A 23,083-nucleotide genomic window follows, 5' to 3' on the forward strand; every position below is an offset into this window, starting at 1 on the left:
GTTATTCCGGTTGAAGCAGCGGTTGAATCGTGATCAGCGCCGCTTCGAAGCGGCGCAGTGCGAACGTGGCATTGCCGACCTTGATGGCCAGCGGATCGCCGCCGGGCATGCCGCGCTTGAGCATGCGCAGTCGTTCGCCGGGAACGAAGCCCAGCTCCATCAGGCGGCGGGCCAGGTCGACGCCGTCCTCCGTCTGTCCGGCCGCGTGGGGCGTGATATGCAACACCGTGCCGCTCTGGCCGACTGCCAGCGCATCGAGCGTCATCAGGGGTGGAACTAGGGTCATGAGCAAATTCCGTTCAAATTAAGAACACCTGATACAGGCTACGGCGCGCGGCGCCTTGCACTGGTCCCAGGTTTGTGAGGTAAAACGCAACTGTTGCGCATTACCGACAAGCGGCCTTTCAATGTGTCCAGACGGCGGCCGTCCGAGACAATACCAGCATTATAAACATGAATGCGAATAGTTTTTATTTAGCCCGGAGAGCCGCCCCCATCAAGGGCTGCGTCATGCGGAAACACGGCCTGTCAAGCTGCGGCGCCAGGCCGCCAACTGCCACACACTTGATCAAAATCGCTTGCATTGTCCCCCGCTTTGCGCGACAATGAAACGTAATGATAATGATTCTCATTAAAACACTAGCAACAATGCTTTCCAGCACTAGTGTCTGTTCATCCTCCAGCCAGAAGGTGTATCAATGATTGTATGTGTCTGCAACAACATATCTGATCGTGAAATCCGTCAAGCCGTCGATCTTGGCCTGTCCAGCATGGCCGAACTGCGCCGCGACCTGGGCGTGGCCACCTGCTGCGGCAAATGCCACACATGCGCGCGGGAAGTGCTGAACGATCACCTGAACGCCACGGCAGTGCTGCAAGAAACCGTATTGATGCGAGCTGTACTGACAAACTAAAGAAAGCGATAACGCCATGACGATGATGCCCCCGCCCGTAACGGTGCAGGCCGTGCCGCAATTTGCCGACTTCGACAAGAAGCGCAACAAATTCGCGCCGCTGATGGCCATCGTCGTCCTGCACATCGCCGGCTTTTACGCCATCCAGAGCGGCCTGCTGAGCCGCGTGGTCACGGCGGCCATGCCGACCATCACCACCATCAGCATCATCGCCCCGCCCGCGCCACCGAAACCGCCGGCGCCGTCCGTACCGAAAACCGTGGAATTGAGCGCCCCCGTGCCGCGCGCCGTCATCCCGCCGCTGCCGCTGATCGCCGTGGCGCCGAGCGAACCGACGATCACGCCGCCGCAGCCGACGCGCGCCGAAGCGGCCCCCGTGGCCACCGCCGCGCCGACGGCGCCAGCGGCACCGTCGCCGACGCCACCGGCCCCGTCCGCGCCGCGCACCGTCAGCAGCGTCGAATACATCAAGGCGCCGCAGCTGATCTACCCGAACCTGTCGCGCCGCCTGGGCGAAAGCGGCACCGTGGTGCTGCGCATCCTGATCAATGAAAAGGGCTTGCCGGAGCAAATCCTGATCCACAAATCCACCGGCTACGGCAACCTCGACGAAGCGGGCCGCCAGGCCGCGCAGCGCGCGCTGTTCAAGCCGATGATCGAAAACGGCAAGCCCGTCCCGGTCTACGTGCTCGTCCCCCTGACCTTCCAACTGAGCTAGCCTTCCGGCGGCCACGGCGCCGCTGCCAGCCCGCAAGCACCGCACACAGTGCCCTGCTTGCTTTTTTGCGCCCTGTTTTCTGTACCAGTCAAGCAACTGCTTGTTTCAGTCTGCCAGCCTACATCCCCGGGCCAGGCAGACTTTTTTTTGCCCGCGCATTTGCGCAACTGCACCGCGAAGCGCACAGGGCAAGGCGCGACGGCGAAGACAGTACGAATGTACGGCGAGCCTAAGCAACGCCGCCATGCGCGTTTCGCGTTACATCTCCGCCCACATCCGCAGCAGATTGTGATAATGCCCCGTCAAGCCCACGGTGGCCGGCGAATCGCCGTGCTCGCCGCGCACGCTCTGGATGTTTTGATCAAGCTCAAACAGCATGCTGCGCTTCCAGTCCTCGCGCACCATGCTTTGCGTCCACAGGAAGGAGCAGATGCGCTCGCCGCTGGTGACGGGCAGCACCTGATGCACGCTGCTCGACGGATACACGATCACGTCGCCGGCCGGCAGTTTCACTTCATGCGTGCCATACGCATCGACCACCAGCAGTTCGCCGCCCTCGTATTCGTCCGGCTCGCTGAGGAACACGGTCGAGGAGACGTCGGCGCGCATCGACTGCATGCCGTTCTTCGGCGTGCGGATGGCGCCGTCGATGTGCAGGCCATAGTGCTCGCCGCCCGCATAGCTGTTGAAGAAGGGCGGCAGGATGCGCAGCGGCAGCACGGCGGCAAAGAACAGCGGGTTGGCCATCAGCGCGCGGCTGACGATTTCGCCGAGCTCCAGCGCCAGCGGCGAACCTTCGGCCAGCTGGCGGTTGCGCTTGACTTGCGCCCCTTGCGCGCCGACGCTGGCGCGCCCGTCGACCCAGTCCGTCTGCGCCAGGCGCTGGCGGAACTGCGTCACCTGTTCCGGCGTCAGCACGCCGGGTATATGCAGCATCATCTTGCTATCCTTTGTAGTGAATTTCCCGGTGATTATCGCATCGCCATCAGCGGCAAAGAATACGCAAAAGCAAGAATGGCGCAAACATTTTGCGCCGTTTCCACGCGACACCCCAAGTCCGCTGAACCTGCATGAAAGACCGCATGAACGCGAATGAGAATGGCCTTCATTTTCCTTAACAAATAAAAAACGGAAAAATAGAGCAATCCAGTTGAGAATGGGTTTTATTCGCACGATATTTACGTTAAAAAGACGGAAAAATGCCGTTTAGCACCGGAAACCGCCCCTATTTTGCGCTATCATGCGGGCATAGCGAAACCGGCCACCTGCGCGCCACCAGGCAGCCCTGCGCCACCCGGCAGTGAACGCCAGCAGCCTGCGGTTTCATCATCGAACGCGACACAGAACAAAGGAATTCCCATGAAGGGCGATAAAGAAGTCATCCGCATGCTCAACGCACAGCTCACCAACGAACTGTCGGCCATCAACCAGTACTTCCTGCATGCGCGCATGTACAAGCACTGGGGCCTGGAAAAGCTGGGCAAGAAGGAATACGAAGAATCGATCGGCGAAATGAAACACGCCGACAAGCTGATCGACCGCATCCTGATGCTCGACGGCCTGCCGAACCTGCAAGCGCTGCACAAGCTGCTGATCGGCGAAAACACGCCGGAAATGCTGGAATGCGACTTGAAGCTGGAACGCGCCGCGCACGCCACCGTCAAGGAAGGCATCGCCATCAGCGAAAAAGCGGGCGACTACGTCTCGCGCGACCTGTTCCTGATGATCCTGGAAGACACGGAAGAGCATATCGACTGGCTGGAAACGCAGATCGATCTGATCGCCAAGGTCGGTATCCAGAACTACCTGCAAAGCCAGATGGCGATTGAGGAGTAATTTCCTTAGTCAGGCGCAAAAAAACCGGCAACAGCCGGTTTTTTTTCGTCCGGGCCTTTATTGCGGCACGGTGTCCTTGAACGATTGCCGCTCGGACAGCTTGTCGAACAGGCGCGCCAGCGCCGGGTGATCGGCGCGCCAGTCGATTTCCGGGAAGCGGAAGCTGAGCCAGCCCAGGGTACAGCCCACGGCCACGTCGGCCAGCGTGTAATTCTTGCCGGCGCAATACGCGCTCTCGCCCAGGCGTGCCTCCAGCGCCGCCAGGCCAAGCGTGATTTTGTCGAGCTGGCGCGCGATCCAGGCCGCGCTTTGCTGCTCGGGCGGACGCTGCGTGCGCTCCAGGCGCACCAGCACGCCCGCGTCGAGGATGCCGTCGGCCAGCGCTTCCCAGTTCTTGATATCGGCCCGCTCGCGGCCATTGCCGCCGGCTGGCAGCAGCTTGCACACGGGCGTGAGCGTGTCGAGGTATTCGACGATGACTTTCGAGTCGATCAAGGTGCTGCCATCCTCCATCACCAGGCAAGGCACCTTGCCCAGCGGATTGGCCTGGGCGATGCGGGTTTCCGGCACCCACACGTTTTCCAGCTCGAAGACATAGTCGAGCTTTTTTTCCGCCAGCACGATACGGGCTTTGCGGACATACGGGCTGGCGAGGGAACCGATCAGTTTCATAGGTACTTTAAGGTAAAGGAGCAGCAAGCAGTATAGCATCGGCGGCAGCGGTGTTTGGCAGCGCGCGCCCGGCGCTCCCCGCAGTGTGGCAGGCATGCCGCATCGGGGCCGGATTCGGCCGGATTGCGGTGCGCCGGAGCCCGACGGACGGCTGGCAAGCCCCCAGCGGTGGTAAAATCGCCCTTTACTGTGGCGCCGTCAGTGTTGCTGTATTGCAATAGCCCTGCCCTCCCCGCGCGCCACACGCCAACCGTTTCTTTAACTTGCGTCCGCTCTCATGACTTCTACTACTCCGTATTCCACGCTGTCGGCCCTGTCTCCGCTCGATGGCCGCTACGCCAGCAAGACCGATCTGCTGCGCCCGATCCTGTCCGAAGCCGGTTTCATGCACCACCGCGTGAAAGTGGAAATCTCCTGGCTGCAAGCGCTGTCGCAAGCCGGTTTCGCCGAAATCAAGCCGTTCTCGGCAGAAGCGACCGCCCTGCTCGACAAGATGGCAGCGGACTTCTCGGAAGCCGACGCGGCCCGCATCAAGGCCATCGAAGCGGTCACCAACCATGACGTCAAGGCCGTCGAGTATTGGCTGAAGGAACAAGTGGCGGACGTGCCGGAACTGGTGGCGGCGTCGGAATTCATCCATTTCGCCTGCACCTCGGAAGATATCAACAACACTTCGCACGGCATGATGCTGAAAGCGGCCCGCGACGGCGTGATGCTGCCGGCCCTGCAAGGCTTGGTGACCAGGCTGACGCAGATCGCGCACGACAATGCGGACGTGCCGATGCTGTCGCGCACGCACGGCCAAACGGCCAGCCCGACCACCCTGGGCAAGGAATTCGCCAACGTCGTGGCCCGCTTGCAGCGCGCCGTGAAGCGCATCGAACAAGTGGAAATCCTCGGCAAGATGAATGGTGCCGTCGGCAACTACAACGCCCACCTGTCGGCCTACCCCGGCTTCGACTGGCCCGCATTCTCCAAGGACGTCATCGAACAGCGCCTGGGCCTGGTCTTCAACCCGTACACCATCCAGATCGAACCGCACGACTACATGGCCGAGCTGTTCGACGCCTTCGCGCGCGCCAACACGATCCTGCTGGACCTGAACCGCGACATCTGGACGTATGTCTCGCTGGGCTACTTCAAGCAAAAACTGAAAGCGGGCGAAATCGGCTCGTCGACCATGCCGCACAAGGTCAACCCGATCGACTTCGAAAACTCGGAAGGCAACCTGGGCCTGGCCAATGCCGTCCTGAAACATCTGTCGGAAAAACTGCCCGTCTCGCGCATGCAGCGCGACTTGACGGATTCGACCGTGCTGCGCAACATCGGCGTGGGCCTCGGCTACACCCTGCTGGCCTATGACAGCTGCCTGCGCGGCCTGAACAAGCTGGAAGTGAACCATGCGCGCCTGGCGCAAGACCTGGACGCCACCTGGGAAGTACTGGCCGAGCCCGTACAAACGGTGATGCGCCGCTACGGCATCGAAAACCCGTACGAGCAGCTGAAAGAATTGACGCGCGGCAAGGGCATCTCGAAAGAGGCGCTGCAAACCTTCGTCAACGGCCTGGCCATCCCGCAGGATGCCAAGGACGTGCTCTTGACCATGACGCCGGGCAACTACATCGGTATCGCGGCGCAGCTGGCCAAAGCCATCTAAGCCACAATCTGTACCTGGATCAAGCAGATCCACTCCCGCGGGGCGGCCAGCACACAAATGCTGGCCCCCCCGCAGTTTTTCCGGCACTCTTTCTTGTAGAATCTGCAGCACGCAGCGCAATTTGCTTTTCTTTGGTATATTAGGCCGAATTAGTCCTAATGCGTACTACATTCAAGAAAGCCGCCGATGCAACGCTACACCACCACCGCCATCATCCTGCACTGGCTGACCGCCCTGCTGATCATCAGCGCCTTCGTCATGGGCCTGGTCATGACGGACATTCCCGGCCTGACGCCCACCAAGCTCAAATATTTCTCCTGGCACAAATGGCTGGGCGTGACCGTGCTGGCCATCGCCGCCATCCGCCTGCTGTGGCGCAAGGCCAACGTGCCGCCACCGCACCCGGCCAGCATGGTTGCCTGGCAAAAAAAGGCGGCCGACGCCATGCATGTGCTGCTGTACATCCTGATCTTCGCCGTGCCCATCTCCGGCTACCTGTACACCCTGGCCGCCGGCGTGCCCGTGGTCTACCTTGGATTATTCCAGTTGCCCGTGATCATGGCGCCGAACCCGGAACTTAAGCCGCTCTTAAAAGAAATTCATTATGTTCTGAACATGACGATGGCCGCCGCCGTGGCCGCCCATGTGCTGGCGGCGCTGAAGCATCAATTTATCGACAAAGATGGCGTACTGAAACGCATGCTGCCGTAACACCGACTTCACCCTTGCTCACTGAAACTCCAGGAAAAATAAGATGAAAACCACCCAACGCATCGTCCTCGCTTCCCTGCTGGGCCTGTCCGTGGCCGCCACCGCCGCCACCCTGCTGAAAGTCGATCCCGCCAAGACCAGCGTGTCGGCCGTGTTCAAGCAGATGAACGTGCCCGTGGAAGCGAAATTCAAGAAATTCAATATCGCCATCGATTACAACCCGGCCACGCCGGACGCTTCGAAGGCGTCGGTGGAAATCGAAACGGCCAGCATCGATATCGGCGATCCGGAATACAACAAGGAAGTGGCCAAGAAAGAATGGTTCAACTCGGCCCAGTTCCCGAAAGCTACCTTTGTCTCGAGCAGCATCAAGGCCGCCGGCGCGGGCAAGCTGACGGTCAGCGGCAAGCTGAGCATCAAAGGCAAGACCACGGACGTGACCTTCCCCCTGACGGTGAAGGCCGATGGCGGCAAATACGCGTTTGACGGCGCCCTGCCGATCAAGCGCCTGACCTACAACATCGGCGAAGGCGAGTGGAAAGACACGAGCATGGTTGCCGACGAGGTCACGATTAAGTTTCATGTTTCTGCTCAGTAATCGCCACACCCCTTGTTCAACCTTAGGATATTCATGACATTCAAGCATTTGATGATCGCCGTGCTGGCAGCCGCCGGCGCGGGTTCGGCCATGGCCGCTACCGACACCTACAACCTCGACCCGACGCACACCTTCCCCAGCTTCGAAGCCGATCACATGGGCATGTCCGTGTGGCGCGGCAAGTTCAACAAGACCAAGGGTACCGTCACCCTGGACCGTGCCGCCAAGACGGGCAGCCTGGACCTGGTGATCGATGCCGATTCGATCGATTTCGGCCTGGACGCCATGAACACGCACGCGAAAAAAGCGGACATGTTCAACGTCGAGAAATTCCCGGCAATCACCTACAAGAGCAAGTCGTTCAAGTTCAACGGCGATCAATTGGTGGAAGTCGATGGCGAACTGACCCTGCTGGGCGTGACCAAGCCCGTCAAATTGAACGTGAGCAAGTTCAAGTGCATCATGCACCCGCGCTACAAGCGTGAAGTGTGCGGCGCCGATGCCAGCGCGGAATTCAAGCGCAGCGACTTTGGCCTGAACTACGGCATGCCGGCGTTCTCGCCGGAAGTCAAGCTGGCCATCCAGGTGGAAGCGATCAAGGCCGACTAAACACGACCTTGCCGCATGACAAGCCCGCCTCGCTGCCCGCAGCCAGGCGGGCTTTTGCATGCGCCATGCGAATCCGCTGGACTTTTCTATCGTGCGGCATCAGTATCAATTTGCCATGACGTGCAAGCCGCACCGCTCTGGCACAACCACTCACCCAACGTGCGGAGGACTACATGAATTTCATAATCTGGATCGTTATTGGCGGCGTCATCGGCTGGCTGGCCAGCATGGTCATGAAAACCGATGCGCAACAGGGCATCTTCCTCAATATCGTCGTCGGCATCGTCGGCGCCTTCCTGGGCGGCTGGCTGCTGGCGCCGCTGTTCGGCACGGGCACCATCAATAGCGACAATTTCAGCCTGTCTTCGCTGCTCGTTTCGTTCCTGGGCGCCGTGATCCTGCTCGGCATCGTCAATCTTTTGCGCCGCGGCAAAATACGCTAGACCAGCAACACACGGTCCATCACGAGGAGGCCGGGCCGCGCAAGCGTCCGGCCTTTTTTTATTGCCGCCAGGACATGTATGGACAATACCACAGCCGCAGCACGGAAAAATGCGTCCTGGCAGCCAGTTTCTGCCCCTGCAGCGCCGAGAATAGTGCCATTTAAGCAATCGACTACAAACATGCTCCCCGGAAAATGTGATTGACTAGTGCCGGTTCGATACGGATACTCTATGTCGCCCGCTGCACAATCAGCGGGTACTCCGCTGATTCCGACTTCCCTACAATGTAAAAGAACAGAACTCGAATGAAAAAATCTCTAATCGCGCTCGCCATCCTGAGCAACTTCGCACACGCCGATGAAGGCATGTGGATGCCCCAACAGCTGCCACAAGTAGCCAAGGAACTGAAAGCCGCCGGACTGAAACTCGATCCGGCTACCCTGACCAAGCTGACCGAGTTCCCCATGGGCGCCATCGTCAGCCTGGGCGGTTGCTCGGCCTCGTTCGTTTCGCCGCAAGGCCTGGTTGCCACCAACCACCATTGCGTCTACAACAGCGTGGCGGTCAATTCGACCAAAGAGCGCGATTTGCTGGCCAACGGTTTCCTGGCCAAGACGTTCGCTGAAGAACTGCCGGCCGCCCCAGGCAGCCGCATCTTCGTCACCTCGGCCGTGACCAATGTCAGCGACAAGATCATCAGCTCCGACGTGGCCAAGCTGCAAGGCAAGGCGCGCATCGATGCGATCGAGAAAAACCAGAAGAAACTGGTCGCCGAATGCGAAAAAGAAGCGGGCTTCCGCTGCACCGTGTCGAGCTACTACGGCGGCCTGGAGTTCTACCTGATCAAGCAACTGGAAATCCGCGACGTGCGCCTGGTGCACGCGCCTCCGGCCGGCGTGGGCAAATTCGGCGGCGACACGGACAACTGGATGTGGCCGCGCCACACGGGCGACTACGGTTTCTACCGCGCCTATGTCAGCAAGGACGGCAAAGCTGCCGACTTCAGCAAGGACAACGTGCCTTACCAGCCAAAACACGTGCTGAAACTGGCCAAGGATGGCTTGAAAGAAGGCGATTTCGTCATGGCGCTGGGCTATCCTGGCCGCACCAATCGTCACCGCCTGCCATCGGAAGTGGCGTTCACGTTTGACTGGAACTACCCGGCCTTCGTGAAAGCGTCGGGCGAAACCCTGGCCATCATCGCGCGCGAAACCAAGGACAACAAGGATGTGGCCCTGAAATACGCAGGTCAGGTGGCCGGCGTGAACAATTACTACAAGAACCGCCAAGGCATGCTCGATTCCTACGCCGGCAGCGACTTCCTGGCGCGCAAGACGACGGAACACGAAGCCCTGAAAACCTGGGTCAACGCCAATCCTGCCCGCAAGGCGGAATTTGCCGCCGACATCGAGCAAGTGGAAAAGCTGATCGCCGAGCGCGATGCCGACACCAAGCGCGATTTCTTCCTCAGCTACGCACAGCCGCGCCTGCTGAACACGGCACGCAGCCTGTACCGCCTGTCCAACGAAGGCACCAAGGCCGATACGGAACGCAAGTCCGGCTACCAGACGCGCGATTTGCCGCGCCTGACCTCGAGCGTCACGTCAGTCGAGCGCACCTACGATGAAAAAGTCGACAAGGCGCTGGTACTGAACAGCCTGACCAAGTACGCCGCGCAACCGGCAGCACAGCGCCGCGCCAGCTTCGACGCCGCCATCGGCATCAAGGATGGCATGTCGCCAGCCGAGCTGTCCGCCACCCTGGACAAACTGTATGCGGGCAGCAAGCTGGCCGACAAGGAAGAACGCGCAGCCTGGCTGAAACGCACGCCTGCCGAATTCCAGGCCAGCAAGGACAGCTTCATCCAGGCAGCCGTCGCCATGTATCCGGATTCGCTGAAAAACGAAGCGGAAGACGAAGAACTGGCAGGCAAGATCCAGCAAGCCTACGCCAACTACATGAAAGCCAAGATCGCCTTCATGAAGAGCAAGGGCCAAGCCGTCTATCCTGACGCCAACAGCACCCTGCGCGTAACGTTCGGCAAAGTTGCCGGCCGTGACCATGGCGCCGACGGCACCACCTGGACCGCTTTCACCACCGTCAATGGCGTCGTTGCCAAAGCCACGGGCGAAGGTGAGTTCAATGCACCAGCGAAACAACTGGCCGCGATCAAAGCCAAGGACTTCGGCAAATTTGTCGATCCGAAGCTGAAAACCGTGCCGGTCGACTACCTGGCGACCCTGGACATCACCGGCGGCAACTCCGGTTCGGCAGCCCTGAATTCGAAAGGCGAATTCATCGGCCTGGCCTTCGACGGCACCTTGGACTCGATCATTTCCGACTGGGACTACAACAAGGCCAACACCCGTTCGATCCAGGTCGACCTGCGCTACATGCTGTGGAACATGAAACACATCGACCACGCAGATAACCTGCTGAAAGAAATGGGCGCTGAATAACAAAAAGCAATAACCCGGCAACGGGCGCTTTAGCCTGAGCCACTCCTGCGGGAGTGGCTTTTTTTTGCCTAGCGTTTTACCTTGGCAAAGCGGTAAGGCACGGCTTGCTCCTCGCCAAACACTGGCGCGCGGCCACTTCCCAGCGGCAACATCACCCTCCGGCCATCCTGCAGCAGCAAGGCCAGGTCGGCGCCGGGAAAGCGCTGCGCCAGCAACGGATAGGCTTGCCGTTCGATGTGGGCGGCGGGAATCACGATGCGGTAATCGGCCTCGCCAAAGTCCAGCAGCAGCGCGGGCATCTCATCCGGCCCCGGCAGTGCCGTGATGCGCAGGCGCGTGCTGCCCTTGATCAACTCGAAGGCCGCCCATACTGGCAAGGCACGCTGCAGCGTGCCGACCCGCAACTGCGGCGCCTGGCCCGCCTCCGCCGACGTCAGCAAGACGTCAGGCATCTGCTCGGACGCCGCTCCATCAACGGCCAGCAGCCAGCCCCGGTAGCGTATCAGCGCCCCCTGTGCGGCGGCCGTCACGGAGCCGCCCTGCGCCACGGGCTCCTTGCCCGCCGGCAAGCGCAACGGCGCCGCCTGTGCCGCCAGGCCTATCCCCCACACCAGCGCCGCCATCGCTGCCATCGCCGTCTTGCCCATGCCGCCTCCATCCTTGCACCTGAAACGTATTCATAACACAAGTCCGGCGATCGCCTCCTGTTGCGCATCAAGGCAAGAGCGCCGGTGCTACAATTGGCCCCTAGCGGGCGTACTTACCCAGCGCGCCTTCCCCCTCCCAGACTCAGACCGCTATGCCACCAGACTTGCGCACGACCTACGAACTCGGTAACCACAACCAGACCACGACCTGGCTGGAATGCATCACCTTCTATCAAGATCTCGCCGCACGCTATCCGCAGGTGCTGCACTTCGAACAGATCGGCCTGTCCGATTCGGGCGTGCCCATCCACGCTGGCGTCGTCAGCGCGGACGGCGTGTTTGACCGCGAGCAAATCAAGCGCGCGGGACGCACCGTGTTCTTCAACAATAACGGCATCCACCCGGGCGAACCGGAAGGCATCGACGCCTGCATGGCCATCGTGCGCGACCTCTGCACGCAGCCGGAGCGCCTGGAGGCGCTGGGCAGCACCGTGCTGCTGTTCATTCCGATCTACAACGTCGATGGCAGCCTGAACCGCGCAAATACCTCGCGCGTGAACCAGGATGGCCCGGAGCAATTCGGTTTCCGCGGCAACAGCCGCCACCTGGACTTGAACCGCGATTTCATCAAGTGCGACAGCCTGAACGCGCAAGTGTTCAACCGCCTGCTGGCCAGCTGGGATCCGGACGTGATGGTCGACACGCACACGTCGAACGGCGCCGACTACCCGTACACGATGACCCTGATTCACACGCAGACGGATAAGCTGGGCAATGGCCTCGGTCCCTTCCTGCAAGACACCATGCTGCCGCACATCTTTGCACACATGGAACAGGCCGGCTGGCCCACGTGCCCGTACGTGAACCCCGTCAAGGACAGCCCGGACCACGGCATCGCCGAATTCCTCGAAGTGCCCCGTTTCTCGACCGGTTTTGCGGCCTTGCATCACGTCATCGGTTTCATGCCGGAAACGCACATGCTGAAACCGTTTGCCGACCGCTACGCGTCCATGCGCGCCCTGCTCGACATCACGATGGCGTTCACGGTCAAACACGGCGAACAGATCAAGCAACTGCGCGCGCAAGCCAAGGCAGCGGGACGCACGCAAGCCGAGTGGCCGATCCACTGGAGCATGAACGAGGAACAACCGTCGACCTTCCCCTTCAAGGGCTACGCGGCCAAATACACGGCTAGCGTGCTGGGCGACTACCAGCGCCTGTCCTACGACCGCTCGCAGCCGTGGGAACGCGACATCGCTTACTACAACCGCTTCGATGCGGACGTCACCGTGGCCGCACCGAAAGCCTATGTCGTGCCGCAAGCCTGGCGCGAAGTGATCGAGCGCCTGCGCTGGAACGGCGTCGAAATGCACCGCATCACCGCCGAACAGACGCTAACGGCGCGTTACTACCACATTGCCAACGTCGGCACGCGGGCCACGGCCTACGAAGGCCACATGTTCCACGATACGGTGGAAGTGGAAGCGCGCACGGGCCAGTTCACCGTGCAGGCGGGCGATTATGTGATCAGCCTGGACCAGGATAACGCGCGCTACGCCGTGGAAACGCTGGAACCGCAGGCGCACGACAGCTTCTTCCGCTGGGGCTTCTTCAACAGCGTGCTGGAGAAGAAAGAAGCGTTTTCCAATTACGTCTTCGAAGACATGGCGTCGGAACTGCTGCGCGACGAGCCGGCGCTGGCGGCCAAATTTGCCGATTGGAAAGCAGCCAACCCGGCCCTGCTGAGCAACCAGGAAGCCGTGCTCGACTTCATTTTTGAGCACTGCCAGCGCTTTGCCGAGCCCGAGTGGCGGAGATATCCTGTCATTGCCCTGATGTAAATCAAGGCTGTAGCGACTGCAACATCCTGGCGCCGCATCGGAGACCCCGGTGCGGCGCCTCTTTCTGTGCCCTACCCACAAGGTAATCCCATGCACTACGCACTGAACCTGCGCACCTTTATTTACAGCCATTATTTTTACCTGGGCTTGCGCGTGGCCATCGGCCTGGTCGGCCTGGCCTTGCTGGTCCAGGAAATCAGCGACAGCGCCACCGCCATGACGGTGTGCATCGGCGCCCTGTGCACGACCCTGATGGACATGCCCAGCCCCCTGCGCCACAAGTTCAACGAGATGCTGGCTTCCGTCCTGCTGTGCAGCGCCGTCACCTTGTTGATCAGCCTGTGCGGGCCCGTGCAATGGCTGCTGATGACGGTGCTCGTCCTCGTCAGTTTTCTCGCCAGCATGATGGTGGTGTACGGCAAGAAATCCATGCCCTTGCAGCTGGCCGCCCTGTTCATCATGACCATGTCGATGGAACACCAGATGACGTGGCAGCAATCGTTCCACCATGCAGGCCTGTTCATGCTGGGTGGTTTGATCTATCTGGCCTATGCCATGGCCATCGCCTGGGTCTTGCGCCACCGCATCAAACAGCAAGTGCTGGCCGAAGCCCTGTTCGAACTGGCCGCCTACATCGACATCAAGGCCGATTTCTACGACACGCGGTTCAATTTGACGGAGCAGTTCAACAAGCTGGTGCGCCATCAAAGCATCCTGGCCGACCGCCAGCAAGCGTCGCGCGACCTGATTTTGCGCAGCCACAAGAACAGCAAGGATGCCATCGTGGTGCAGGTGCATGTGTGCATGCTGGATTTATATGAACTGATCCTGTCCACGCACACGGATTACGCGCTGCTGCGCCAGCACCTGGCCGACTCGGACGTGCTCAAATCCCTGCATGACCTGGCCTACAAGGCGGCGCGCGACATCGAATCCGTGGCGTATGCCGTCACGCGCAAGCGCGCCTCGTATGCGCAGATCAGCTATGACAAGGAATGGGCCGCCATCGAGGCGGAAATCGCCCGCCTGCACGCACAAGGAGACAATGCGCAGGAAGCGCTGGCCACCCTGCGCGCGCAGCGCAACAAGATCCGCGCCATTCTGAAAATGATCGCCGAGCTGCACCTGGCGACGCAAAAAGTCTATGCCGACGTGCCATTCTGGAGCGGCGCGGACATGGCGCCGTTCTTGTCGCAGCAGAAATACGAACTGAAGACTCTGCTGGCGAATCTGCGCCTGGATTCGCCCGTGTTCCGCTTCGCCCTGCGCGTGTCGATGGCCATCTCGGTGGGGTTGCTGATCGGCCACTGGCTGCCGTATGCGGCCCACAGCTACTGGATCGTCTTGACCATCGTCATCATCCTGCGCCCCACGTTCAGCATGACGCGCCAGCGCCGCGCCGACCGCATCATTGGCACCATCATCGGCTGCGTGGTCACGGCTATCGTGATCCGCTTCGTGCACAGCAATATCGTGCTGATGGCCATCTTGTTCCTTTCCATCGTCGCCACGCCTACCTTCATCTATCTGCGCTACCGCTACACGGCCATCGCCGTGAGCCTGATGATTCTGTTGCAAATGCATCTGGTGGCGCCCAGCAACCCGAACCTCGTCAGCGAGCGTTTGATCGATACCCTGATCGGCGCGGCGGTGGCCACCGTGTTCAGCTTCGTGCTGGCCAATTGGGAATACCAGAGCCTGCCGCGCCTCGTGCGCCAGGTGCTCAACGTCAACCTGTCGTATATGCAAGCCAGCTTCGAGTTACTGCAGGGAAAATGTTTCGACGATTTCGCCTACCGCATCGAGCGCAAGCGCCTGATGGACAGCCTGGCCGCGCTCAGCTCGGCGCTGGTGCGCATGCTCGACGAACCGGCCAGCAAGCAGCGGGCCGTGGAAGACATCAACCTGTTCATCGTGCAAAATTACTTGCTGGTGGCCCACGTGGCGGCGCTGCGCTCGATCCTGGGGCGCCATGCCAGCCAGCTGCCCGTCGCGCCCGTCAACGCCTTGCTCGGCCACAGCCACACGCAAGTGTGCCTGACCCTGTCGCGCGCGCTGGAGCAACTCGACGACAAGGCCGCCATCAGCGCACCGCAGGCTACCGCTGCCGCACCGCCCGTCAGCGACGTGGCCTGGTCTGGCTGGCCGCTGGTCAAAAGGCGCATCCGATTGTTGCAGGCGGATGCGGACAAGATCGTGGTACATAGTGCGGCGATCGTGCATATTGTGGCACCACGCTAAGCCTGCGCAACTTACTTCAAATATTGTTCAAACCAGCCGATGGTACGTTTCTGCAAGTCGCGCTGGTGCTCGGGCTTGCGGAAGGAATGGCCTTCGCCGTCATAGATGAACAGGCTGGACGGCACGCCCATGGCGCGCAAGCCATGCCAGAATTCCAGCGACTGGGCGGCCGGCGTTTCCACGTCGCGCTCGCCCACATAAATCAGGGTCGGCGTCCTGGCCGCCTTGATCGATTCGATGGGCGAGGCACGGCGGTAGACGTCCGGCGTGTCATACGCGGAGGCGCCAAAGAACGGGATCATCCACTGATTGATGCCGTTCTGGCCGTAATAACTGATCCAGTTCGACACGCCCGCGCCGGCCACGGCCGCCTTGAAGCGGTCGCTGTGCGTGACGCCCCACATGGTCATGAAGCCGCCATACGAATGGCCGATCAAGCCCAGGCGCTGGCCATCGATGGGCGCCACTTTTTGCGCGGCATCAATACCGGCCAGGATGTCGCGCCAGTCGCCGCCGCCAAAGTCCGCCATATTGGCGCGCGTAAATGCCTGGCCCTGGCCAAAACTGCCGCGCGGATTGGGCAGGAAGACAAAATAGCCCTTTTGCGTCAATTCGTGGATCAGCGTGCTCGCCGCGACGTAACGGGGCGAGGCGGCCGCGCCGGGCCCGCCATGCACGTTGACGATCATCGGGTAGCGCTTGCCTGCGTCCGCCTTCAACGGCCCCAGCAGCCAGCCCTGCACCTTGTATTGCTCATTGCTCCAGCCCACATTCTGCACCGTCAGTTGCGGCGCAAAGCCGTCATTGTCGCGCGTAATCTTTTTCAGCTGGCCCACCGATCCCGCCACCAGATAACTGGCGTGCGTAAAGTCTTCCTGTGCCGCCGCCGCTTGCAAGCCATCGGCGCTGAACGACAGACGGCCATCGCTGCCGCCGCTGCTGAGCTCACCGAGCAGCACCGGCCGGGCCGGGCCGCTTTGCGCATCGACGGGCACCAGCGCCAGCTGCGAGTCGATCAGGGCCGTTGCCAGCAAGCCGGCGCCGCGCCAGACGACGCCATTGAAGGTGCCGCGGTAATCGGGCGTGAGATTGCGCGGCGTGCCGCCGCCCAGCGGGACGGTATAAATATCGCCGCCGATGGAGCCGAAATCGCTCATCAGGCCGCCGATGAAGGCTACCGTCTTGCCGTCCGGCGAGACCGACGGCAAGTTCAGCTGCATGGCCGGCGCCGCGATCACGCGCAGGGCGCCCGTGTCGCCGTCAATATGGCTGAGCTTGGCAACCCACCAGTTGCTGTCGCCATTGCCTTGCGCGCTGGTGGCGACAAAACCGCGGCCATCGGGCGTCCAATTATATTCATACACATAGGTGTCGGCGGGTGACAGCAAGCGCAGCTCGCCGCCGCTGACCGGCACGACGGCGATGCGCTGGGCATCGTCTTCGCTGCCCACTTCGCCCACCTGGCGCGCACCCGCTTCGACGGCACCCGCCAGCTTGCGCGCGCCCACCGTGGCCAGCAGCGCCAGCTGCTGGCCGTCAGGCGACCAGCGTGCCGTGCTGGCCACGCCTTTGATACTGGTCAACACGCGCGCCTGCGCCTGTGTCATTGTGGCCAGGTACAGATGCGCCGTGCCCGCCTTGGCGTCGTAGCCGACAAAGGCCAGTTGCCGGCCATCGGGCGACCAGCTGGGCTTGTCGTAGGAACACACGGCGCACGGGTCGAATTGCTGCACGATGGTGCCGTTGGCGGCGTCGCGCACGACGATGGCCGCATGCGGACGCTGCGGCTGTGGCTGTTCCGCCCTGCTCGACTCGATGGCGGCGATGCGCTGCCCATTGGCCGACAGGGCGACGGCGCGGTAATCGCGCAATGCCGGCTCGGCTGCAGGAGCGGCCTGCGCCGCGATGCCCAGAAGACTGCTTGCCAGCAAGCCGCAAGCGGCCAGATCAGTTATTTTCATCATGTAAATTCCGGTTAGAAATAAAAAAAACCGCCGGCAAGCGCGGCGGTTTTGGATGGAACAGGCTGCATTAGCGGGTCTTTTTGCCCAGGTGCGAATGCCGCATGCTGTACAGGAAATAGATGGCCACCGTGACCGCCATCCACACGCTGAACACGACAAACGTCGTATGCGGCAAATCGCGCATGATGTACAGGCAAGCCAGTACGCTCAGGCCAGGAATCACGTACGGCCCGAACGGCACGCTGAAGCCTTCGATGCGGTTGGCGCCCTGCTTGTGGCGCAGCACGGGCACGGCGATCGAGACCACCATGAAGGCCGTCAGGGTGCCGATGCTGACCATATCCCACAAATAGGTCGCATCGACGGAACCGGCCACCACGGCCACCACCAGGCAGACGATGATGGTATTGCTGACCGGCACCAGGGTGCGCGGGTGGATCTTCTGGAACGATTTCGGGATCAGGCCGTCGCGGCTGACGGCAAACAGGATGCGCGTCTGGCCGTAGATCGTCACCAGGGTCACGCTGAAGACGGAAATGACGGCGCCGGCCGACAGCACCAATGCGGGCCAGGTCTTGCCCGTGACGTTTTGCAGGATCACCGCCAGGCCCGCTTCCTGGCCTTCGAACAGCTTCGCCTGTTGCGCGCCGAGGGCGGCCACGGCCACCAGCAGGTAAAACACGGTGACGATGAGCAAGGCGCCGAGGATGCCGCGCGGCACATTGCGCGTGGGATTTTTCACTTCATCGCCTGCCGTCGCCACCGTATCGAGGCCGATGAAGGAGAAGAAGACTGTGCCGGCCGCCGCCGTGACGCCCGTCATGCCGGCAAAGCCCTTGCTATTGTCGGTATTAAAGAAGGGGAAGAAATTGTCTGCGTTAAAACCGGAAAACGCGATGACGATGAAAAACACGAGGATCGCCAGCTTGATGATGACCATGATGGCGTTCATCAGCGCCGATTCCTTGGCGCCGCGCAGCAGCAGGAAGCCGCACATGCAGATCAAAAAGATGGGCGGCAAGTTGATGTGGCCGGCATGAAACTCCATGCCATGCGGGCCGGAAACGATCATCGGCGTGCGCAGCATCTCGGGGATATGCCAGCCGAAGGCATTTTCCAGGAAATTATTCAGGTAGGACGACCAGCCGATGGCCACGGCACTGCCCGCCAACCCGTATTCGAGCAGCAGACAGGCGGCCATGATGAAGGCAAGAAACTCTCCCACGGTGGCGTAGGCAAACGAATACGAGGAGCCGGAGGCGGGGATGCGGAACGACAATTCCGCATAACACAAGGCCGTCAGGCCGGCCGTGATGGCGGCGATCAGGAAAGACAGGACGACCGAGGGGCCCGCCTTGGGGACGGCCTCGACCATGGTAAAGAAAATGCCCGTGCCGATGGTGGCGCCGACGCCGATCATGGTGAGGGAAAACAGGCCGATGGAGCGGCTCAAGCCGCTGCTGCTGAGGCCTTCACCATATTCGACCGTGGTATCGATCGGCTTGGTGCGGCAAAGTTTCTGGACCAGGGTTTGGCTCACTAGCATTCCTTTATGAGGCATACGTATTTTCGTACGACGGGTAAAAACAAATAGCGCTCCGGCCCTACCTGGCAAAAAACCGGAAAGATCGCGTCCATTTTTCAAAACTAAGCGATTATAGGGCTTTCACCGGCTCAGCTAAACAGAACTTTGATGCAAGGAAACAACGCCAGTCGTGCGCCAGCAAACCCGCAACAGTGCTGGCGCAGAAGAAATTGCTTCCATGAAAGAAGAAGCGCGCCGCTGCAGGGGCAGGGGCGCGCTTTTGACTCAGCTCAACTACGCTGGCTTACTTCTTGACGTGTGGCGCATCGGCCGGCGGCCAGCCTGCCTCGTAGCCTTGCGGCACGTCGTCGCGGCGGTCTTTCGGCGCCAGACCCAGCACGTAGTACAGCACCGTCAGCAGGATCAGCCAGGCTGGTCCCACCATCAGGGCGATGCGCGTATCGGGGAAATACGCCATCAGGCCGATCACCAGCGCCAAGAAGGCCAGCGAAATCCAGGAACCATACGGCGCGAACGGCATGCGGAAGGCCAGGTTCTTGATTTCCAGCGGCGTCAAGGTCTTGCGGAACTGGATGTGCGTGACCAGGATCACGCCCCAGGTCCAGACGGCGCCGAAGGTGGAGATCGAGGTGACCCAGATAAACACTTTTTCCGGCACCAGGTAATTCAGCAGCACGCCCAGCAGCAGGGCAAACACGGACACCAGGATGGCGCGGCGCGGCACGCCGCTGGCCGTCGTTTCCGCAAACGCCTTCGGCGCCTGGCCTTGCAGCGCCAGGTTGTACAGCATGCGGCCCGTGCTGAAGATGCCGCCATTGCACGACGACAAGGCTGCCGTCAGCACGACGAAGTTGATGATGCCGGCGGCCGTCTTGATGCCCAGGCGTTCGAACGTCATGACGAACGGGCTGCCGGTGGTGCCGATTTCATTCCATGGGTAGATCGACAGGATGACGAACAGCGCGCCGACATAGAAAATCAGGATGCGCCAGAACACGGAATTGATGGCGTCCGGGATCGATTTCTTCGGGTTCGCCGCTTCGCCGGCCGTCAAGCCGATCATTTCCACGCCCAGGTAGGCAAACATCACCATCTGCAGCGACATCAGCACGCCCTGCGCGCCGTTCGGGAAGAAACCGCCATGCGTCCACAGATTCGAGATGCCGACGGCCACGCCGCCGTTACCCAAACCGAAGATGATCATGCCCGTGCCGCCGACGATCATCAGGATGATGGTGACCACCTTGATCAGGGCAAACCAGAACTCGAACTCGCCATACGCTTTCACGGCCAGCAGGTTGATGGCGCCCATGGAACCCAAGGCTGCCAGGGCCCAGATCCAGCGCGGCACGTCGGGGAACCAGATGCCCATGTAGATGGCGACGGCGGTAATTTCTGCCACGCACGTGACCAGCCACAGGAACCAGTAGTTCCAGCCCGTCAGATAGCCTTGCAGGGGGCCCAGGTAGTCCTGGGCATAGCGGCTGAAGGAGCCGGCAACCGGGTTGTGCACGGCCATTTCGCCCAGTGCGCGCATGATCATGAAGATGACCGCGCCACCGATGATGTACGACAGCATGATGCCGGGACCGGCCATCTTGATGGCGTTGCCGGAACCCAGAAACAGGCCCACGCCAATTGCCGCACCCAGCGCCATCAGGCGAATCTGCCGCTCGCCCAGGCCGCGGTGCAAGCCTTGTTCACTCGTTTTCATTACGTGTCTCCGTTTTTTTCTTGAATACACCGATCCCTCCACCCCAATGGCGGTTCCGCTCTTGCTGGAAAGGAGGAAAAGGCGAGCCGGCGGTTATCGCCGGCATGCTCATGTGGTCAGGCTACTGCGTCAGGCCAGTTCAGCGATCAGCTCGATTTCGACGCAAGCGCCCAGCGGGATTTGCGCCACGCCAAAGGCGGAGCGGGCGTGCTTGCCGCTGTCGCCGAAGACTTCGACGAACAGTTCCGAGGCGCCATTGGTCACCAGATGCTGTTCCGTGAAGTCGGAAGTGGAATTGACCAGGCTCATGACCTTGACGATGCGCTTGACTTTGCTCAAGTCGCCGCCGCAGGCGTCTTGCAAAGTGGCGATCAGTTCGATGGCGATGCCGCGCGCGGCGATCTTGCCTTCTTCCGTGGTGACGTCCTTGCCCAGCTGGCCAACCCAGACCTTGCCATCCTTCTTGGCCAGGTGGCCGGACAGGAAGACGGTGTTGCCCGTGCGGGCATGCATCACGTAGGCGGCAGCTGGCGCGGCAACGACTGGCAGTTCAATGTTGAGGGCTTTGAGTTTTTCGTAAAACGACATGCTATTTCTCCAAGAAAACAATATAAGCGAAACCGAAATTCATGCACGGCAGGGCACGCAGGAGGACGCCCTGGCAGCGCGGTAGTGACCGACAACAGTGCCAGATTAAACGTCATCATATTGGTGAACCAGCAGTTTTAGTTCACAAATAGGCCCGGTTATTCAGTGGATTATACCGACAATCAAACAAAATTCAGCATCAGTTCATGAAGCATGCTCTACAGGCATCGAGCGTGACTTTTTTCATTAAATTGTCACTTGTGCAATGTCAAGCCCTCGGGGTCAAGATTTATCGCCTGCAAAAATGACTGGTCGTGCGAAACCACAAGTAACGCCCCCTGGTATTGCAGCAGCATCTGCTCCAGCGCCTGCAGGCTGGCCAGGTCCAGATGATTGTCCGGTTCGTCGAGCAGCAGCAGTTGCGGCGGCGCCTGCGCATACAGTTCGGCCGCCAGCGCCACCTTCATGCGCTCGCCGCCGCTGAGCAAACGGCTGGGCATGGTGGCGCGCGCGCCGGCGATGCCCAGCAGCGCCAGCCGCGTGCGCAGCTCGCCTTCCGGCACGATGCTGTTGCGTGTCTGCAAGCGCTGCACGGCGCTGCGCTCGCCGTCTTGCAGTCCCGCATGCTGGTCCAGCCAGGCCACCCGCGCATGGCAGCGCAACTCGCCGCTGGCGGGCGCCAGCTGCCCGGCGATCACGCGCAGCAGGGTCGACTTGCCGCTGCCATTGTCGCCCGTCACGGCCAGGCGGCGCGGCCCGCTCAAGACCAGGTTCACAGGCAGCGCCTGGCCATGCGGCATGACCAGCTCGCGCAGCTCCAGGATCAGCTTGCCGTTCGGCACGGCGCTGTCGGGCGCCAGCAGCAGCCGCTCCGTCTCGGGCGCACAGCGGGCGCTGGCATCCATCACGCGCTGCTGGCGCGCCTGCTGCGCCTCTTGCGCGCGCACGCGCAGCTTGCCCTGGCTATCCTGGCTTTTCTCCTTTTTCGCGTCCAGCAGCAGCTTGCTCTGGTTGCCTTCGCGCCCTTCCCTCTCGCCGCGTCCGACACGGCGCTGCTGGCGCTCGGCCTGCTGCTGCGCTTCGCGCTGCTCGCGTCGGGCACCGGCCTTTTCCGCCTGCAGGGCGGCAGCAAAACCGGCCTGCTCCAGCGCGCGCTGCTGCGCATACAGCGCGTAATTGCCGCCATAGCTGCACAAGCCCTGCGGCGACAGCTCGACGATTGCATCGACGTGCTGCAGCAAGCCGCGGTCATGGCTGATCAGCAACAAGCCGCCAGGCCAGCGCGCCATCTGCGCCACCAGGCGGGCGCGTTGATGCGCATCAAGGTGGTTGCTCGGTTCATCGAGCACCAGCCAGTCCGCCTGCGACAGCCAGGCGCCCTGCAGGGCGATGCGCTGGCGTTCGCCGCCGCTCAGGCTGGCCGTTGGCGTGCCGGCATCGACATGACGCAAATCGAGCGCATCGAGCGCCTGGCGCAGGCGGGCGTGGGCATCCCAGCGTTCGCCCACCAGGGCGTAGTCGGCCTCGTCGACGCTGCCTTCAGCGATGCGCGCCAGCGCGGCCAGCAAGTCGTCCATGCCGGCAAGCGCCGCCACGGTGGGATAGCGCTGCGGATCGAGCTCCTGCGCCACGTAATGCACGCTGCCGTCGCAGCGCACGGCGCCAGAAGACGGCTGCGCCCGGCCTGCCAGCAGGCGCGCGAGCACACTCTTGCCCACGCCGTTATCGCCGACGAGGCCGATACGTTGCGGAGCAAAGGAAAATTGCAAATTGGAAAACAGGGCGCGGCCATCGGGCAGCGCAAAGGAAAGACGGTCGAGTTGCAGTAATGCGGGCATGGATACTCCTTGAGCAAGGCTGGCGAACCCGCGCGGCGCAAGGCGCTGTGGCGGGATGGGCGAGGCCGTGCACAGCACGGCAGTATC

At 61.4% G+C, this 23,083-nt stretch carries 20 protein-coding genes; 11 read left to right on the forward strand and 9 right to left on the reverse strand.

Annotated elements, in window-relative coordinates:
* Position 1 precedes the first annotated feature (1 nt).
* Entirely contained in the window at positions 2–286 is a 285-nt protein-coding gene (locus AC07X6_RS18435; protein WP_101483044.1) for a FeoA family protein, read from the reverse strand.
* A gap of 412 nt (positions 287–698) precedes the next feature.
* On the opposite strand from AC07X6_RS18435, the gene AC07X6_RS18440 reads away from it, so the two are divergent.
* Both AC07X6_RS18440 and AC07X6_RS18445 read left to right on the forward strand, forming a co-directional pair.
* The gene (locus AC07X6_RS18440) at positions 699–914 is read left to right on the forward strand and encodes a (2Fe-2S)-binding protein (RefSeq protein ID WP_086144695.1); all 216 of its coding nucleotides are present in this window, start codon (positions 699–701) and stop codon (positions 912–914) included.
* Between the two features lie 16 nt (positions 915–930).
* Complete coding sequence (locus tag AC07X6_RS18445) at positions 931–1,632, forward strand: energy transducer TonB (protein ID WP_230539202.1); 702 nt, start codon at positions 931–933, stop codon at positions 1,630–1,632.
* A gap of 258 nt (positions 1,633–1,890) precedes the next feature.
* On the opposite strand, the gene AC07X6_RS18450 is transcribed toward AC07X6_RS18445, so the two are convergent.
* Complete coding sequence (locus AC07X6_RS18450) at positions 1,891–2,571, reverse strand: Fe2+-dependent dioxygenase (protein ID WP_494791942.1); 681 nt, start codon at positions 2,569–2,571, stop codon at positions 1,891–1,893.
* 420 nt (positions 2,572–2,991) lie between these two features.
* Here AC07X6_RS18450 and bfr point away from each other — a divergent pair, with 420 nt between their 5' ends.
* Entirely contained in the window at positions 2,992–3,468 is a 477-nt protein-coding gene (gene bfr, locus AC07X6_RS18455) for a bacterioferritin (RefSeq protein WP_034745609.1), read from the forward strand.
* 57 nt (positions 3,469–3,525) lie between these two features.
* On the opposite strand, the gene AC07X6_RS18460 is transcribed toward bfr, so the two are convergent.
* A complete protein-coding gene (locus tag AC07X6_RS18460) occupies positions 3,526–4,140 on the reverse strand; it encodes a glutathione S-transferase N-terminal domain-containing protein (protein ID WP_152254807.1) in 615 nt (204 codons plus the stop codon).
* 277 nt (positions 4,141–4,417) lie between these two features.
* Here AC07X6_RS18460 and purB point away from each other — a divergent pair, with 277 nt between their 5' ends.
* The 6 genes from purB to AC07X6_RS18490 all read left to right on the forward strand — a co-directional run bounded on the left by purB (position 4,418) and on the right by AC07X6_RS18490 (position 10,617).
* The gene (gene purB / locus AC07X6_RS18465) at positions 4,418–5,797 is read left to right on the forward strand and encodes an adenylosuccinate lyase (RefSeq protein ID WP_494791943.1); all 1,380 of its coding nucleotides are present in this window, start codon (positions 4,418–4,420) and stop codon (positions 5,795–5,797) included.
* A 186-nt stretch (positions 5,798–5,983) separates the two neighbouring features.
* Entirely contained in the window at positions 5,984–6,508 is a 525-nt protein-coding gene (locus AC07X6_RS18470) for a cytochrome b (RefSeq protein ID WP_494791944.1), read from the forward strand.
* A gap of 43 nt (positions 6,509–6,551) precedes the next feature.
* Positions 6,552–7,106, forward strand: a complete 555-nt coding sequence (locus AC07X6_RS18475; RefSeq protein ID WP_230539203.1) for a YceI family protein — start codon at positions 6,552–6,554, stop codon at positions 7,104–7,106.
* 33 nt (positions 7,107–7,139) lie between these two features.
* Positions 7,140–7,715 carry a YceI family protein gene (locus AC07X6_RS18480; protein WP_096238130.1) on the forward strand — a complete coding sequence of 192 codons (576 nt, stop codon included), beginning with the start codon at positions 7,140–7,142 and terminating at the stop codon, positions 7,713–7,715.
* Positions 7,716–7,888: 173 nt separating this feature from the next.
* Positions 7,889–8,158 (forward strand): GlsB/YeaQ/YmgE family stress response membrane protein, encoded by a 270-nt coding sequence (locus tag AC07X6_RS18485; RefSeq protein ID WP_071075198.1) that lies wholly within the window; start codon positions 7,889–7,891, stop codon positions 8,156–8,158.
* Positions 8,159–8,463: 305 nt separating this feature from the next.
* Complete coding sequence (locus AC07X6_RS18490; protein ID WP_494791945.1) at positions 8,464–10,617, forward strand: S46 family peptidase; 2,154 nt, start codon at positions 8,464–8,466, stop codon at positions 10,615–10,617.
* 68 nt (positions 10,618–10,685) lie between these two features.
* On the opposite strand, the gene AC07X6_RS18495 is transcribed toward AC07X6_RS18490, so the two are convergent.
* Positions 10,686–11,264, reverse strand: a complete 579-nt coding sequence (locus tag AC07X6_RS18495) for a hypothetical protein (protein WP_494791946.1) — start codon at positions 11,262–11,264, stop codon at positions 10,686–10,688.
* A 152-nt stretch (positions 11,265–11,416) separates the two neighbouring features.
* Here AC07X6_RS18495 and AC07X6_RS18500 point away from each other — a divergent pair, with 152 nt between their 5' ends.
* Both AC07X6_RS18500 and AC07X6_RS18505 read left to right on the forward strand, forming a co-directional pair.
* The gene (locus AC07X6_RS18500) at positions 11,417–13,105 is read left to right on the forward strand and encodes a M14 family zinc carboxypeptidase (RefSeq protein WP_230539207.1); all 1,689 of its coding nucleotides are present in this window, start codon (positions 11,417–11,419) and stop codon (positions 13,103–13,105) included.
* Positions 13,106–13,195: 90 nt separating this feature from the next.
* A complete protein-coding gene (locus AC07X6_RS18505) occupies positions 13,196–15,346 on the forward strand; it encodes an FUSC family protein (RefSeq protein WP_494791947.1) in 2,151 nt (716 codons plus the stop codon).
* A gap of 11 nt (positions 15,347–15,357) precedes the next feature.
* On the opposite strand, the gene AC07X6_RS18510 is transcribed toward AC07X6_RS18505, so the two are convergent.
* From AC07X6_RS18510 to AC07X6_RS18530, 5 genes are all read right to left on the reverse strand, one after another.
* Positions 15,358–17,310 carry a S9 family peptidase gene (locus AC07X6_RS18510; RefSeq protein WP_494791948.1) on the reverse strand — a complete coding sequence of 651 codons (1,953 nt, stop codon included), beginning with the start codon at positions 17,308–17,310 and terminating at the stop codon, positions 15,358–15,360.
* 67 nt (positions 17,311–17,377) lie between these two features.
* Positions 17,378–18,850: an amino acid permease gene (locus AC07X6_RS18515; protein ID WP_230539210.1), complete on the reverse strand. Its 1,473-nt coding sequence runs from the start codon at positions 18,848–18,850 to the stop codon at positions 17,378–17,380.
* A 289-nt stretch (positions 18,851–19,139) separates the two neighbouring features.
* Entirely contained in the window at positions 19,140–20,570 is a 1,431-nt protein-coding gene (locus AC07X6_RS18520) for an amino acid permease (RefSeq protein ID WP_494791949.1), read from the reverse strand.
* Between the two features lie 129 nt (positions 20,571–20,699).
* Complete coding sequence (locus tag AC07X6_RS18525) at positions 20,700–21,158, reverse strand: RidA family protein (protein WP_230539212.1); 459 nt, start codon at positions 21,156–21,158, stop codon at positions 20,700–20,702.
* A 254-nt stretch (positions 21,159–21,412) separates the two neighbouring features.
* Entirely contained in the window at positions 21,413–22,996 is a 1,584-nt protein-coding gene (locus AC07X6_RS18530) for an ATP-binding cassette domain-containing protein (protein ID WP_494791950.1), read from the reverse strand.
* Positions 22,997–23,083 lie beyond the last annotated feature (87 nt).

This window comes from Janthinobacterium sp. GW460-12-1-14-LB5, assembly GCF_059423585.1.